The sequence below is a fragment of the Flavobacterium bomense genome, from assembly GCF_003970355.1.
The window spans coordinates 1-16,608 of the sequence record NZ_RYDJ01000015.1; the positions used below are offsets into that span (position 1 = coordinate 1).

13 protein-coding genes are annotated in these 16,608 nt (G+C 34.8%); 6 read left to right on the forward strand and 7 right to left on the reverse strand.

What is annotated here, in order from left to right; translation table 11 throughout:
- Positions 1-51: 51 nt before the first annotated feature.
- On the reverse strand, positions 52-636 hold the full coding sequence (gene purN, locus EKL98_RS12105) for a phosphoribosylglycinamide formyltransferase (RefSeq protein WP_126562653.1): 585 nt from the start codon (positions 634-636) through the stop codon (positions 52-54).
- A gap of 176 nt (positions 637-812) precedes the next feature.
- Here purN and EKL98_RS12110 point away from each other — a divergent pair, with 176 nt between their 5' ends.
- The 6 genes from EKL98_RS12110 (at position 813) to EKL98_RS12135 (ending at position 6,397) form a co-directional block, all read left to right on the forward strand.
- Entirely contained in the window at positions 813-1,049 is a 237-nt protein-coding gene (locus tag EKL98_RS12110; protein WP_007137004.1) for an acyl carrier protein, read from the forward strand.
- Between the two features lie 178 nt (positions 1,050-1,227).
- Positions 1,228-2,481, forward strand: coding sequence for a beta-ketoacyl-ACP synthase II (fabF, locus tag EKL98_RS12115; protein ID WP_126562655.1), 1,254 nt, complete (start codon positions 1,228-1,230; stop codon positions 2,479-2,481).
- A gap of 6 nt (positions 2,482-2,487) precedes the next feature.
- Positions 2,488-3,228 carry a ribonuclease III family protein gene (locus EKL98_RS12120; protein WP_126461796.1) on the forward strand — a complete coding sequence of 247 codons (741 nt, stop codon included), beginning with the start codon at positions 2,488-2,490 and terminating at the stop codon, positions 3,226-3,228.
- 113 nt (positions 3,229-3,341) lie between these two features.
- A complete protein-coding gene (locus tag EKL98_RS12125) occupies positions 3,342-3,830 on the forward strand; it encodes an IPExxxVDY family protein (RefSeq protein WP_126461799.1) in 489 nt (162 codons plus the stop codon).
- A 5-nt stretch (positions 3,831-3,835) separates the two neighbouring features.
- Positions 3,836-5,266 carry a pyruvate kinase gene (gene pyk, locus EKL98_RS12130; protein ID WP_126562657.1) on the forward strand — a complete coding sequence of 477 codons (1,431 nt, stop codon included), beginning with the start codon at positions 3,836-3,838 and terminating at the stop codon, positions 5,264-5,266.
- A 348-nt stretch (positions 5,267-5,614) separates the two neighbouring features.
- Positions 5,615-6,397: an alpha/beta fold hydrolase gene (locus tag EKL98_RS12135; RefSeq protein ID WP_126452739.1), complete on the forward strand. Its 783-nt coding sequence runs from the start codon at positions 5,615-5,617 to the stop codon at positions 6,395-6,397.
- Here the strand turns inward: EKL98_RS12135 and EKL98_RS12140 are convergent.
- From EKL98_RS12140 to EKL98_RS12165, 6 genes are all read right to left on the reverse strand, one after another.
- Entirely contained in the window at positions 6,394-7,065 is a 672-nt protein-coding gene (locus EKL98_RS12140; RefSeq protein WP_126562659.1) for an ATP-binding cassette domain-containing protein, read from the reverse strand. The genes EKL98_RS12135 and EKL98_RS12140 overlap by 4 nt on opposite strands.
- On the reverse strand, positions 7,062-7,301 hold the full coding sequence (locus tag EKL98_RS12145) for a hypothetical protein (RefSeq protein WP_126461807.1): 240 nt from the start codon (positions 7,299-7,301) through the stop codon (positions 7,062-7,064). Before EKL98_RS12145 ends, EKL98_RS12140 begins: the two co-directional genes overlap by 4 nt.
- Before the next feature lie 66 nt (positions 7,302-7,367).
- On the reverse strand, positions 7,368-10,145 hold the full coding sequence (locus EKL98_RS12150; RefSeq protein WP_126562661.1) for a PD-(D/E)XK nuclease family protein: 2,778 nt from the start codon (positions 10,143-10,145) through the stop codon (positions 7,368-7,370).
- Between the two features lie 63 nt (positions 10,146-10,208).
- Entirely contained in the window at positions 10,209-11,561 is a 1,353-nt protein-coding gene (locus EKL98_RS12155) for an OmpA family protein (protein WP_126562663.1), read from the reverse strand.
- A gap of 112 nt (positions 11,562-11,673) precedes the next feature.
- Complete coding sequence (kbl, locus tag EKL98_RS12160; RefSeq protein ID WP_126562665.1) at positions 11,674-12,867, reverse strand: glycine C-acetyltransferase; 1,194 nt, start codon at positions 12,865-12,867, stop codon at positions 11,674-11,676.
- A gap of 47 nt (positions 12,868-12,914) precedes the next feature.
- On the reverse strand, positions 12,915-16,505 hold the full coding sequence (locus EKL98_RS12165; protein ID WP_126562667.1) for a UvrD-helicase domain-containing protein: 3,591 nt from the start codon (positions 16,503-16,505) through the stop codon (positions 12,915-12,917).
- Positions 16,506-16,608: the final 103 nt, after the last annotated feature.

Consider the following 16,608-nt stretch of genomic DNA (forward strand, 5'->3'; position numbering starts at 1 on the left):
AAAGGACTGTTGATTCATATCTTCGGAAAAATCGCTTCCGCTTTTATAAACTTAACATTTTAACCCTTGATTCGCATGAGTTAATAATCTTTCAATCACTTCCGGAAAATACTTTTGTTCCAATTCATGAATTTTCTGGGCAACTTCTTCTGGAGTTTCGTGCCCTGATAAAATTATTTTTTTTTGAAAAAGAATATTTCCTTCGTCATAATTTTCATTAACATAATGAATGGTAATTCCGGTTTCTTTTTCATTATTTTCTACAATGGCTCGGTGAATATTCATCCCGTACATTCCTTTACCACCATATTTTGGCAACAAGGCAGGATGTATGTTTATGATCTTATCCGGATAGGATGTGATGATATTTTCAGGGAATTTCAATAAAAAACCAGCCAAAACAATCAGATCAGGCTGAATTGTATTTATTTTATGTAATACTTCCCCTTCAATAAATTGTTCTTTAGTAAAAATATTCGTTGCAACACCATGGTTTTTTGCTTTGTCAAGCACCTTGGCGATGGAGCTGTTTGCAAAGACTGCTTGAACCGTTGCAAGTTTAGATTTTGCAAAATACTTTATGATGTTTTCAGCATTAGTACCCGATCCAGAAGCAAAAACGACAATTTTTTTCATAACCTAGCTTGTTTTAATGATGCAAAAAAAGGGATAAAAAATGAAAATAAATAACATTGTGGCAGCTTTGTTAAAATAAATTTCATAATTTAGTTGTCACATTTATTAACTAAATAGTTGTTTTCAAATAAAGTTTTTTATTTTTGCCAACAAATTAAATTCTAAAATTAAAGATTATGTCAGACATTGCATCAAGAGTAAAAGCGATTATCGTAGACAAATTAGGTGTTGACGAAAACGAAGTTGTAACAGAAGCAAGCTTCACTAATGATTTAGGAGCTGACTCATTAGACACTGTTGAGCTTATTATGGAATTCGAAAAAGAATTTGACATTCAAATTCCAGATGATCAAGCAGAAAACATCGCTACTGTAGGTCAAGCAATCTCTTACATCGAGGAAGCAAAAAAATAATAAATACGCACCCGTTTACAATCTTGTAAGCGGGTGTTATTATTATTTTGAAATTAAATTCGAGATTGGATTTCAATCAAAAAGATATTTATTGTAATACCCATGGCTCTTTTTGTAAAAATACAGTAAAGAAAGCATGGGTTTTATTTGTTTAAAGATAACAAAAAATAAAGAATTTATGGTATTAAGACGAGTTGTTGTAACAGGTTTAGGTGCTCTTACTCCTATTGGAAATAACATTCAAGAATATTGGAATGGACTTATTAATGGCGTTAGTGGAGCAGCACCAATAACTTATTTTGATGCTTCAAAATTTAAAACTCAATTTGCGTGTGAATTGAAAAATTTTAATGCTGAAGATTTCTTAGACAGAAAAGAAGCTAGAAAAATGGATCGCTATGCGCAGTATGCTATGGTTGCCTCTGATGAAGCGGTTGTAGATGCCGGTTTCAATTTTGAAAAATTAGACAAAGACAGAGTAGGTGTTATCTGGGGCTCTGGAATTGGAGGATTAGAAACTTTTCAAATTGAAATGTTGAATTTTGCTGCAGGTGATGGTACTCCTAAATTTAATCCTTTCTTTATTCCAAAAATGATTTCGGATATCGCAGGAGGACATATCTCTATAAAATACGGATTCAGAGGTCCAAATTTTACCACTGTTTCTGCTTGTGCTTCTTCTACAAATGCTATTATTGATGCTTTCAACTATATAAGATTAGGTCATGCTGATGCTATGATAACCGGAGGCTCTGAAGCTGCGGTGACCATAGCCGGAATGGGTGGCTTTAATGCCATGCATGCTTTATCTACCAGAAATGACGATCCTAAAACCGCTTCAAGACCAATGGATAAAGATCGAGATGGTTTTATCTTAGGCGAAGGAGCTGGCGCATTAGTCCTAGAAGAATACGAACACGCTATTGCTCGTGGAGCAAATATTTACTGCGAAATTGGCGGTGGCGGAATGTCAGCTGATGCTTACCATATTACGGCACCGCATCCTGATGGATTAGGCGCTAAAAATGTAATGTTAAACTGTTTGAGAGATGCCGGTTTACAAGCAACTGATGTAGATGGTGTGAATATGCACGGAACCTCTACGCCACTTGGTGACATGGCAGAATCTAAAGCAATACTTCATGTTTTTGGGGAACATGCTTACACGATGAATTTAAATTCGACTAAATCTATGACGGGCCATTTACTTGGCGCAGCCGGAGCAGTAGAAACAATTTCTTCGATACTTTCCTTAAAACATGGACTAGTGCCACCAACAATAAATCATTTCACAGATGATGAAAATATCGACGCTAAACTAAATTTTACGTTCAACAAAGCTCAGAAAAGAGAAATGAATGTAGTGATGAGTAATACTTTCGGTTTTGGAGGTCACAATGCTTGTGTACTAGTAAAAAAATTAGAAATCTAATTATAAATGCGTATAATTAGAAAAATATTTTCAAAATCCCGTTCTCCAGAAGACGGGATTTTTTTTGATTCTATTCAGAAAATTTTAGGATTTGCCCCTTTAAATCTTGATTTTTATAAAAAAGCATTCACCCATCGTTCCTCTAATCGCCTTGATATTTTAGGAAATCCAATCAATTACGAACGGTTAGAATTCTTGGGAGACGCAATGTTAAGCTCCGTTATTGCGGCTCATCTATTCAATAAAGCACCCGCTGGGGACGAAGGATATTTGACTAAAATGCGTTCTAAAATTGTGAGTAGGGAGCATTTGAACGAATTAGGGAAAGACTTAAATTTAGTGCAATACATAGAAAGCAAAGTGCCACTTCAGCATTTTGGCGAGAACATCCATGGTAATATTTTTGAGTCATTGGTGGGAGCGATTTACTTAGACCGAGGTTATGTATATTGCGAAAAATTCATTCAAAAAAGAGTAGTAGTGCCTTATGTAGATATTGCAAGACTCGAAGGAAAAGTAATCAGCTACAAAAGTCTGGTGATAGAATGGTGTCAAAAAGAAAAAAAAATATTTCATTATGATATTTTTGAGGACAATGCCATTGACGGGCAACGTCTGTTTGGTGTAAAACTTAGCATTGACAATAAAGTGATTGCTAAAGCAAGAGCCACATCAAAAAAGAAAGCAGAAGAAAAAGCATCCCAACGCGCTTATTTTGCATTTCAAGAAAAAATGGACAGAAAATAATTTAATATACATAAAACTATATCGTTTTCGTTTATAAATTAACAAAAACATCACCTTTTGAACGGTCAATACTTCGATAGAAATACTATATTTACATCTTATTTTTTCATGAAATGGCTATTCTTAAACTTGATCTGGGCGAATTTGACGAAATAGATTACTATCTTATTGCGATTCATACTTCATTAGAGGACTATCGTTTGGCATTTTTTATTAATCAAATGCTGCCTGTGAATCTTAGTAAAAGTAAAAGTGAAATTCAAATTAATATTAAAGAAGGAGAAACAGGTTTTTCCAGATTTTATTATGAAGACATCGAAAGCGGTATTTCTTGGAATTTGATTCAAAATAAAAATGAGGTCATCCAGTATAATAAAGGAAATAACCAAAATCTATTTTCTAACGTGTCCATGGAAGTTTCAACAAAAGTCTTTTTACTTCCTGAATTCAAAAAAGTAGATTATTTTTTAAAAATAGAACATCACGAAGATGCCATAAACGTGTCCCAAACGCAGCTCCTATTAAATACCATAAACAGCATATCTACTGTTTATATAGTAGATACAAATAAAATAAAATCTAAAAACAATTTAATTTTTTAATACAAATGCTTACAAACAAAAAAACTAAAATTGTAGCCACACTTGGGCCTGCATGCAGTACAAGAGAGATCATAAAAGACATGATCGAAGCTGGTGTAAATGTGTTTCGAGTGAACTTCTCGCATGCGGACTACAATGATGTAAAAGAAAAAATAAGCCTTATACGAGGTTTAAATGAAGAGTTTGGTTATACAACTGCGATTCTTGGCGATTTACAAGGGCCAAAACTTCGAGTAGGAGTTATGGAGGAAGGTGTCGTCGTACACGATGGGGATCTAATTACATTTACAACTGCCGAAGATATTCTTGGAACTGCTAAGAAAGTATTCATGAAATATCAAAACTTTCCAAATGATGTAAATCCTGGAGAAAGAATTTTGCTTGATGATGGTAAACTCATTTTCGAAATCGTGGAGACGGATAAAAAATCAGAAGTTATAGCAAGAGTAATTCAAGGTGGCGAATTGAAATCAAAAAAAGGGGTAAATTTACCTAATACAAAAATATCCCTACCGGCAATGACCGAAAAAGATATTGCAGATGCCATTTTTGCCATTGGCCAAAATGTAGATTGGATTGCCTTATCTTTCGTGAAAACACCACAAGATTTACAAGAATTACAAGAATTAATCGCCAAACATTCAGAACATAAAATTCCAATTATTGCCAAAATCGAAATGCCGGAAGCACTAGAAAACATTGACAAAATTGTTGCTTATTGTGATGGTCTGATGGTTGCCCGCGGAGATTTAGGAGTAGAACTTCCTGCTCATGAAGTACCGTTAGTTCAAAAAGAACTTATTCGCAGAGCCAAAACGGCTAGAATTCCAGTTATTGTTGCCACGCAAATGATGGAAACAATGATTACGTCTCTTACACCAACTCGTGCCGAAGTTAATGATGTTGCTAACTCCGTTATGGATGGTGCTGATGCCGTAATGCTTTCGGGAGAAACAGCAACTGGAAATTATCCGGTTCAGGTAATTCAAAAAATGACTCAAATCATTGAAGCTGTAGAAGATTCACCGCTAATCCAAGTGCCACAAAATACGCCACAGATAAAAACAAAACGATTTATCACTAAAACAATTTGTCACCACGCTGCCTCCATGGCTAATATAATCAAAGCAAAAGCAATTTGTACTTTGACAAATAGTGGGTATACCGCATTTCAAATTTCTGCATGGAGACCAAATGCACACATTTTAGTGTTTACCTCAAATAAGAGAATCCTTACTCAGCTTAATTTATTATGGGGTGTAAAATCTTTCATGTACACTAAAGATGTAAGCACAGATGATACCGTAACGGACATAAATGAAATTGTAAAACAAAAAGGCTTTGTACAAAAAGGAGATTTCCTTATCAATTTAGCAGCAATGCCTATTAAGGAAAAGGGGATGGTAAACACCCTGAGAGTTTCTGAAATAGAATAATAAAACGTTCTCATTACGTATTAAAAATCCGTCTGGTTCAATCAACAGACGGATTTTTTGTTAAAAACACGGTAAAGAATTGATTTTCAATACATAAATTACAATTGCACTTTACTTATTGGGTTATGACAGATTTGTCTCAATCTAAAATTGCTATTTTGCTTTTTATAGTTAGTTCTAAATAGTACACTGATTATGTATCTTTGTTCGCGGATTACGGGGCTCCTTATTTTTAAGTTTTGTCAGGCGCAAATAAATAACATTTGTTGCATTTGAACGAAAGGGCGGAAATGTCTTTTTTATAAAGTTACATTAATTAGCTGAATCTAGTACTTTAAACAAAAAACCTTGAAACAAATTCTCTTTAAAAATACCAACATCTCCTATTCCGATACCGGGAAGGGAACCGCTATTGTCTTACTTCACGGTTTCTTGGAAAATAAAGGCATGTGGGATTTTTATATTCCGGAGTTTGCTAAAAAAAACCGCATCATCACCATTGATTTATTGGGACATGGCGAAACGGAATGTTTGAGTTACGTGCAAACGATGGAGGATAATGCTGATGCTGTGCACGCTGTTTTATCGGAACTACGCATCCGTAAAGCCATTTTTGTAGGGCATTCTATGGGCGGTTATGTAGCTTTGGCTTTCGCCGAATTGTATCCGGACACGATAAAAGGATTGGTTTTATTAAACTCGACCGCAAGAGCCGACAGCGAGGAACGAAAAACAAATAGAGATCGGGCTATAAAAGCAGTAAAACAATCTTTTGTCAATTTCATCTCACTTTCTATTGCAAATTTATTCAGTGAAAACAACAGAGAGCGCCTTTTATCAGTAATTGAAAGCGTAAAGAAGGAAGCTTTAAAAACACCCCTTCAGGGAATCGTTGCCTCACTGGAAGGAATGAAAATACGACAAGACAGAGAAGTGTTGTTGCATTTGGCACCTTTTCCTAAACTTTTGATTCTGGGCGAAAAAGACCCGGTTCTAAATTACGAAGAAACCAAAGAACAGATAGAAGGCACAGCCATGAAACTGGTGACTTTTCCGGACGGACACATGAGTCACATTGAAAACCAAGACGAATTGTTGAACGTATTATTAGCTTTTTTCAAAAGCATCTAATTCATTCCAGGTTTCAAATACCCTTTTTCCACCAATTCGCTTTTGTCTTTTAAATGGTACATTTTTCCTTCTTTCATCAACGCCAGTTTTGTGGAGACTTTTATCACATTTTCATAATTATGATCCGTGATAATAATGCCTTTTGTGCTGGACATTGCAGTGATTAATTCATTAATTTTTTCAATCATTATGGGTGATAAGCCATTGTGTGGTTCGTCTAGTAAAGCAAATTTCGATGCATTATTCAGGATTAATTTAATTTCTAAATACCGTAATTCTCCGCCAGATAAATGTTTTATTTTTTTCTCTATCATCGATTGAATCATATCGTCAGCATAAAAATCCTGTAATTTATCTTTGGCAATAGCCAATTGAATAGTCTTTTTTATCGAAAATGAATTTGGAATAAAATTATCTTGAGACAAATAACTGATTTCGTTTAGCAAATCACTAGTTTTTGATTTCACGACGCCATCTACCCGAACAAATTTAAAATCAGCAGTTACAATTCCGAAAATGATTTTTAACAAGGTCGATTTCCCGGAACCATTTCTTCCTAAAACCCCAATAATATCAGCAGTTTCACATCTCAAATACACATCAGAAACTATACTTTTCCCCTCATATTGTTTTTGGATACTATCTATTTCTAAAATATTTTTAGTCATACGAATTTCAATACTACATTAATGACTAAAATCAGCATTAGCGAAAAAACAAAATTCATCAGAAAACCATAAATGAATAGATGCAATTTAGAGATTCCGTTGTTGTAATAAAACAGATATTCGTTTTTAGCATTCACTTCTTTTATCAAAAGGCTAATGAAGAAACCAAAAATAATAAGGGCGTATTTGAAGGTTTCAAATCCGCCAAAAACCCATGCTAAAGTGCTTATTGACATGTTAATTGTTAAGGTGCTTTTGTAAAATTCGAAGATATTGGCTAGTTTTCTGATTGGGAATTTTGTTTAAATTAGTTTTTCTTCAAAAGGAATGTTTTCATCTAAAATTTCGCTTAATAAAAGAACCATTTGCTCTAAATAATTACCTAATATTTCTTCATTTATAATTGCATTTATTTCGTTGATTTCTTTAAAATTAAACGCAAGAAAACCTGCTTTTAAATTCTTAAAAGAAATTATTCCTGCTTCAATTGGTTTTCCTTTAGCGTCATGCTCATACATATAAGCATACGCCAGCACCTGAATGATTTTGTCGCTTTTAATATCTTCAGTAAGTCCTTTCCATGATTTCAGTGTAACGCTTGCTTTTTCTACTTTTCCGGTTTTATAATCGATAATTCGAATGATTCCGTTGCGCTCTTCAATCCGGTCTACATTTCCTTTTATCAATACCGGAAAAGGCAAATTAGGATGATTTATAATTCGCTCGAATGTTTGTTCCAAAGCTATAATTTTTATTGCATCACCATTCTTGATACTTTCCAGTTCCACTTTCAGGAAATTGGAAACATTGCGCTTGGCGACTTCAAATGCCAGCAAATTTCTACCCTTTTTGATTTCACCTTCTTTGTACACCAATTTGAATTGTTTCAAAACCTCTGTATCTATTTGTTTGAAACAATTTAGAATATCACTTTCTGATATAAATTTATCAATGAAAGGTTCGTATAAAACTTTCAAAGTTTCGTGGATAATAGTTCCCAAGGTATTCAAGGCAATATTTTCCTCTACTTCTTCTACTTCGCTGATGCGTAAAATCTTCTGGAAATAAAACTGAATTGGATTCCGGATATAACTCGTCATCGCCGATGGAGAAAACCCTTTTTCGGCTATTTCTTTCAATCGCAGCATAACACGTTCTGATTTTGGAATCACCATAGGCTGATACGCTGTTTCGGGTAGCACGGCATTATAAATTTCGTGAGTCAGCGTATGATTTTTTTGTTTTTCGACTTCCAGTTGCGTGATGAATCTGCTTTTTTCTCCGGCATCCAATCCTTCACTCTCGGTATTATAAATTAAATAAATGTTCTTTGCTCTTTGTAATAGATGATAGAAATGATAGGTGTAAATTGCATCTTTTTCTTTGAATGTGGGCAAGCCCAATTCGCGTTTTACATCATAGGGGATAAACGAATTTTGCGATTTTCCGGCCGGGAATTTCCCTTCATTCATCGAAGTGACAATAACGGTTTCAAAATCTAATACACGGCTTTCTAAAACGCCCATAATTTGCAAACCATTGAGCGGTTCTCCTTCAAATGAAACCTCGGCCAAATCAATAACTTGTTTGTAAATGGCATAAAGAGTTTCGATTTTATCGATATGTTCGTGCTTTGAATAATAATTAATTAGTTTGTTAATGACTTTAAAAATAGCAAAAACAAAAGCTTTGGTGATTTTTTCTTCTTCGTTGTCGTTGCTTAAATTTCCTTTGATGGTTTGCAATAATTTTGAAATGGTCTCTAAAACTGGAATCGAACCCTTTTCCCATTTTTGGAATAATAAAAGAAATATTTCACTTGGAATTCCATTCAATTCCATCAATTTATGATGCGTAATAAAAGTATAATTATTTTGGTTAATGGTTTGGACTAGCGCGCTGGTTTTTGCGTATGGTTCCACCAAAGGGTGGGTTAAAATATCTAAGATATCTTTGTAGTATAAGACATAGCTTTTAGCATTTCTGGACAATGCATTTGTGTGCATTTTGAATAATTTAGCAGTCAAAATCTGAGCTGGATTGTTCTTGCTGGAATATCCCATCGTAATATTCAAAGCGCCAACACTTGAGGGTAATGAATATAAAAGCGGTACCAAAAGATTTTCTTCGCCCAGAACCACAGCAACTTTATCTAGCGTTCCATCAGTCCCTAGGCTTTGTGATTCATTGATGATATTCTCGATAATACTCCCGGCTATTTTGGCTTGACCAATTGTTTTGGGTGTGCCAATGACCTGAATGTTTTTAGTTTGAGAAAAATCATTTACAATCCATTCAAACGGATGTAATTTATAATGTTTCCAATTTTCTTTAAAACGCCTTACAAATAAACCAGCATCATGATAGGGATCATTGAGAAAGGTTTGGTCTGCGTCCCAATATATTTTGGCTTGATCAGAAGCGATGAGGTGTTGGATTATTTTTTCTTCGGCTGCATTCAATGCATTAAAACCCGCAAAGACGAATTTTTTGTCATGTAGGGAATTCGAAAAATGATTTATGTTATGCACTGCTTCACGATAGATTAATCCTTGATAGCCGATTCCCTTGTTCAGTAAATGAGCGTACAATGATTGATAATAGTTGGGCAGTAGTTTCCAAAAATCAATATATTTTTCTAATAATGCCGTTTTGTTTTCTACTTCAATTCCCCATTTTTTGATGTCTTCAATGTCTTTCAGATAGGAAAGAACATGGGATGGATCTAGTAAATAGCGGTCAATTTCATTGAAGTCCTGCAGGAGTGTTTTGGCCCAATTGGCAAATAATTCAAAGGATTGTTGATTTGCTGTCGCGGTAATAGATAAATACACTTCATAGAATTCGAATAATAATTCGATAGGATCTATAGTGCGGATACCAGCTATGTTTTGAACAAAATCCTCAATACTTATAATTTCGGGTGAAATTATGTTGGTTGCGACTTGTTTCTTTAAGGCTTCAATCAGGAATATTTTAGCTCGTTTGTTTGGTAAAACAACAATCGTATTGGAAAGAGTGTCAGCGTATTTTGCGATTAAAACCGAAGCTATTTTATCTAGAAAAGAAGTATTTGTCATTTTATAAAAATAAAAAAAACGCCTCGATTTATCGAGGCGTTTTCTAAAAATTTTTGAACAATATTATTTTTGCAATAACAATTCAGTTCTTCTGTTTTTAGCTTTACCTGCAGCAGTTTTATTTGTTTCAACTGGAGTGCTTTCGCCAAAACCAACAGTATTTAAGTTTTCAGCTTTTATTCCTCTTTCGATCATAGCTTCTTTAACGATACTAGCTCTATCTTCAGAAAGTTTTTGGTTGTATTCATCTGAACCATCGCTATCTGTATGTCCTTCAATGCTAAATTTAGCATTTGGATAATTTTTTAGGATTTCTGCCATTGCATCTAATCTAGCTGGAACATCTCCAGTTTTGAAAGTTGCTTTACCAGAATTAAAGTAAACTGCTCTAGCTTGAATTTTAAGATTGTCTAAAGCTTCAGTAGTTACTTCAGGACATCCTTTGTTGCTAGCTGGGCCAGCAATAGTAGGGCACTCATCATCTTTGTCTAGAACACCATCTCCATCAGTATCTGGCCATGGGCATCCACCGTTTTCTTTAGGACCTGCAACTGTAGGACATTTGTCATCTTTATCAGCAACACCGTCTCCATCTGTATCAGGACATCCTTTTAATTCTTTAGGACCAGCTTCATTTGGACACTCATCTTCACTGTCTTGAATTCCGTCTCCATCTGTATCAGGACATCCGTTGAATTCTTTTAAACCAGCAACTTCTGGACAAGCATCATCTTTGTCATATATTCCATCACCATCTGTATCTTTTCCACCAAATTTGAAGATAATACCAGCAGAGTGTTGAAAATGAGATGGAGCATCAGGAGTTCTAGAAACATCTACTCTATCACCAAAAGATTTTTTGTATCTAGTTGCAAGTTCGAAACCAACATTTTCGGAAAACCATAAAGTTAAACCAGCACCTGGGTTTAAAGTTCCAAAACTACTGTCTCCAAAGAATGTATATCCACCACCAATAGAAAGAGATGGGTCTATAACTTTAGATTTAATTAAATTCATGAAGCTGTATCTTATCGTAGCATCAACACCATAATACATTAAATCACCAGGATTAGTGACAAGATATCCTCTGGAGTCATGACCTACAGCACCTGGAGCAAAAGTTACAAACTTATCAATTTTGTTTACAGATCCAGTAAGACCAAAAGAGAAATTATCTCCTACGTATTTTGAGACACTTAAATACGATACAGAAGGTAGGACGTTCCAGTTTGTTTTCGCGTCAAAAGGTTGCGAAAAATGACGGTCTAGCCAATTATTTCCTCCACCAGCACTAGTTCTAGTGTCTACGGCATTTGCTCCAAAAGAGATTGCCCATGGGTTGTTACTGTCTTGTGCGTGAGAACTTAAACCCATCACCATCATCGCAGCAACTAAAATTTTGTTAAGATGTTTCATACTTAATTTTTTTAATTACAATTTAGTTAATTACAAGCAAAAATAGGACGTAATTTTTAAACTACAAAATATTATGTTAAAAAAAACCTACAAACAAGGCTAAAAGTGCGAATTATATAACATTTAACTCTTTTCCTACCGCTACAAAGGCATTTATTGCCTGATCTAAATGCGCTTTTGTATGTGCCGCAGAAAGTTGTACTCTAATTCTTGCTTTATCTTTAGGAACTACTGGAAAAAAGAAGCCTATTACATAAATTCCTCTTTTTAATAATTCATTTGCCATAGTTTGAGACAATTTTGCATCATATAACATCACCGGTACTATTGCAGAATCCCCATCAATGATATCAAAACCTGCTTTTTTAATCCCATCTCTAAAATAATTAGTATTCCATTCTAGTTTGTCTCTAAGTGTTGTATCTTTTTCTAAGAGTTCAAAAACCTTAATGGAAGCTCCAACGATTGCTGGTGCTAAGGAATTTGAAAATAAATACGGTCTGGAACGTTGACGTAATATTTCGATAATTTCTTTTTTAGCGGTCGTATACCCGCCCATGGCGCCACCAAGTGCTTTTCCTAAGGTTCCTGTAATAATATCTACTCTTCCCATGACTCCTTTTAACTCAAGTGTCCCTTTTCCGGTAGCACCAATAAATCCAGCAGCATGGCATTCATCAACCATAACCATTGCGTCATGTTTATCGGCCAAATCACAAATTTTATCCAACGGAGCTACAACGCCATCCATGGAGAAAACACCATCCGTAACAATTAATTTGAAACGGGTACCGGCTTCTGTAGCCTTAATCAGCTGCTTTTCCAGGTCTCCCATATTGCTATTTTCATAGCGATATCGCGTCGCTTTACACAAACGAACACCATCTATAATAGAGGCATGATTTAAACTATCCGAAATAATACAATCCTGATCTCCTAATAAGGGTTCAAAAACACCTCCGTTTGCATCAAAAGCGGCCGCATAAAGAATGGTATCTTCTGTGCCATAAAACTCAGAAATCTTTTTTTCCAAAGTTTTATGAATGTCTTGTGTCCCACAAATAAAACGCACCGATGACATTCCAAAACCATGCGTATCAAGAGCGTCTTTTGCAGCCTGAACAACTTCTGGATGGGATGACAAGCCAAGATAATTATTGGCACAAAAATTTAAAACCGTTTCTCCTGTCGAAATGGTTATTTCTGCATCTTGTGGTGAGGTGATAATGCGCTCTGATTTGAAGATTCCATTGTCTTCTATTGTTTGTAATTCTGACTGTAAATAGTCTTTAATTTTTCCGTACATTTTTTATGTTTTTAAAATTCAATTTTGCGAATAATTCATTTTTTAGGCTACAAATTTACTACATCGATTTCTTTTCCTATATAAATTAGTGCTTTTTTTACCACTTTATACCCCATTAATTCAATTGCATTTTGATATTTTTCTAATTGTAAGTGGTATTTAGGATTATGTGTTCCTGTTTTATAATCCAACAGCAACACTTCTTTATTTTTTGTCAAAACCATTCGGTCCGGTTTTATAGTCTTTCCTTCCTTTTGAATAATTGTTTGTTCATTCAGTACCTCATTCCCTTCCGAAAAATAATCGGTTAGTTCTGTATGAGTGACAATTTCCTGTATGGTACTGTAAACGGCTTCCTTTTGTTTAAAAACGATGAGTCCGTTTTCAATCGCTTTTGTTATAGCTAAATCTATATCGTTTTTCGTTTTCACAAAAGATAAAATCTCATGAATGACGTTTCCATAGGCAATGGCTTCCTGTTGTTGTGTTCCCCACATCAATGCTTCTCTTTGTGCAATTTTGATGTTTTTTGGATTCAAAATTTCCAAAACTAACGGAATTGTTTTGGAGGTATCAATGTGTTTTTTTTCTTTTGATAATTTAGCGATATCCCCAAAATCATATTCCAATTTATCGGTATCGAATTCCCCTTTGCTCTCTAAATAATTAATAAAAAAAGCACACATATTATTTTTTGGAACTTCCCCTTTACTGGATAAATTCATATTTGAAATCACATACAACTGTTCCTCCGCTCTGGTCAAAGCCACATAAAGAACATTGATATTGTCTAATAATTCTTCCTGTTTCTTTTGATTGTAAATCTCAGCCGCTTCCTCTCCAAATCCTTCTACGGCGCTATTGTTATCAATTAATACTTTTGACAGGCCAAAAATTCCTCCTTCAGCATTGAGCCACAATTTATCTTTTGGTTTCCTGTTGTAATCTTCCTCTGCAAATGGCATAATGACTACCGGGAACTCCAATCCTTTTGATTTATGAATTGTCATAATCCGAACGGCATTATTTCCTTCTGGTGAGGGAATACTAAATTTTTGTGCGTTTTTATCCCAGAAATTTAAAAAGTCAGAAATTCCTGCTTGGTTGCGAATGTCACGTTCCAGAACTATGTCTAAAAAATATTGGACGTAGGCATTCCCCTCCCTAACCTTCCCCGAAGGGGCAGGAGCCGACACCGATAAGTTGGAGTCTTGAATTTCTTCTCGTTGAATTAATTCTTCTTTTATTCGTTTTAAAACTTCCGAAATATTCTTTATAACCTGTTCATTGGTAAATCGAATGACTTTATACCCTAATTTATTCAGGGTAATTGTTCTATTATTATCTAACTGAACCTGCTCTTCGGTAAAATGATAATCCTCATCCACTTCAACAACCAGTTTTTTCGATAAACAAACAAAATGAACAATAAAATCAGCTATCAAATGGTGTTGCCTGAATTTATAATCTTCAAATGATCTAGATTTAAACTCCATCCAAAGAATTTTCTCAGCATGTATTGATTCAATAAGATGGAATTTATCCTTACGATTAACCACTTCGTCATCCTTTTCTTTGGAGAGGGCCGGGGAGAGGAACTTTGCAATAATAACCTCTACCGCTTCATACAATGATTTTTTTCTAATGTCTTGAAACGACAATGAAATATTAAAACTCACCAGCCAATTTTCGAAATCCGTTTCCTGAAACAATGCCATTCCTTTGGCAATGAAATCAGCAACAGGTAATCTGTCCTGAATATGCGTTCCTATATAGTAAAGGAAATTCGCCTTAGCTTCTAAATCAGCGTTGTTTTTCAGGTATTTTAATAAATGAATAATCAATCGTACTTCAGTAGCATTTTGAATCATTAACGTTTCCGAGGATAAAAGCGGTATTCTTTGCTCTGTCAAATAGTTCGCAATCGCAATTCCCTGACTTCGTTTCCGGGTAAGAATGACAATATCTTTGTATTCAAATCCTTTTTGAATTACTTTTTGAATCGTATTCAGCGTGGCCAAAACATATAAATCAGTTTTATCTAAAGCTTCTTCGTCTCCAGAAGCTTCCGGATTATCATTTGTTTTCTCTACTTTTGGGATAAAAGAAATATTCACATAACCTCCTGTTTTGTCATTGGTTTTTTGGTGGCTGTGATTTTCATACAACTCTTTGTAATCTAAATGAGCAAATTCACCGGACAACAATTTAAAAAATTCATTATTAAATTCGATTACCTGCGAATAACTTCGGTAATTTTTATCAAGATGTTCAAGTTTTTTATCAGGATTATTGAACGGGTTTTGATCTTTACTCAATTCAATAAACTGTTCGGCTTTTCCGCCGCGCCACCTGTAAATAGACTGTTTGGGATCGCCCACAATCATCAAGGTTCCTTTTTCTCCATAATCATCCTGTCCGGAAAGGGCATTATCAATAAGCGGAATCAGGTTTTGCCATTGCATCTCCGAAGTATCCTGAAATTCATCGATAAAAAAATGGCGGTAGCGTTCCCCCAATCGTTCGTATATAAAAGGCGCCGGCTGGTTTTGAATTTCCCTATGGATTATGGCATTAAATTCTGAAATGGAAAGTACATTTTGTTCACTTTGTATTTTGGCTAATTCATTACTTACCGTATTTAATAAGGAAAGTGGTGTAATGTTTTTCAGGAAGGCTTTATAGAAATGGATCTTTTCGAAAGCTTTGTAAACTTTGTCTAAAAATTGCAATAAATCTGGAATTATGTTTTCAATAATCGCACGATCTTTTGCCGTTTTATTTATGGCTATATCTTCCAACTTACGAAAAATTTTATTCTTCGGATTGAATTTTCCCTGTTGAATACTATTGATATGATTGGGAAAAGTTCCTCTGGAAAAAGATTTTACATCAATTCCATTGGTGTCAATTAATAACAAGGCCGCTGTTGCAAAAACAACAGTCTGTTTTTCTAAATCTTTACTGGCTTCTACTAATTTCTTTTTTATTGCAACGAACTCAGCGATGGATTTATCCTGAAACTGCGTGATTTCGTTTCTGTTATTTTCATTGAGGATCAAACGGCCTGTCTCTAGAATTTCACGGGAAATATCCCAAGATTTATCATCGTCAGTTTTTTCCATCGTGAAATCGATGAGCAGTTTTGTCAACGTTTCATCTTCACCGGCCTGAGCAATTATAGCATCTACAGCCTCAATTAATAAATTTTCAGTGTCCAGGGTGACTTCAAAAGTCATGGGCAAATTCAAATCATGCGCAAAGGCCCGAATTACCTTGTGGGTGAATTTATCAATCGTAGAAATATCAAATGCAGCGTAGTTATGAATAATATGCTTGATAATTTGCTGTGATTTAGTTTTGATTTCGAGGATCGAAAGTTCTGTATCTATTGCTAAATCCTGCATCAAGTCCTGGGCTTTGTGGCTGGGCTCGTCTTTTGCAAATTCAGAAAGACTACCCACAATTCGGCTTTTCATTTCGTGCACCGCTTTGTTGGTAAACGTAATGGCCAGTATAGTGCGATAGGCATCATTTTTTTTTGCAACAAGAATAATCTTGAGGTACTCTTTGACAAGCGCATAGGTTTTTCCGGATCCAGCTGATGCATCGTATATGGAAAATGAAGGTCTTTGCATGTTGCTATTATTATACGCTGTGAGTTATATAAATTACTACTTTTTTTATAAAAAAGAACCCTTTTTATGGTATTCAAGTACAAAAAACCAAACTGCTTGTGCT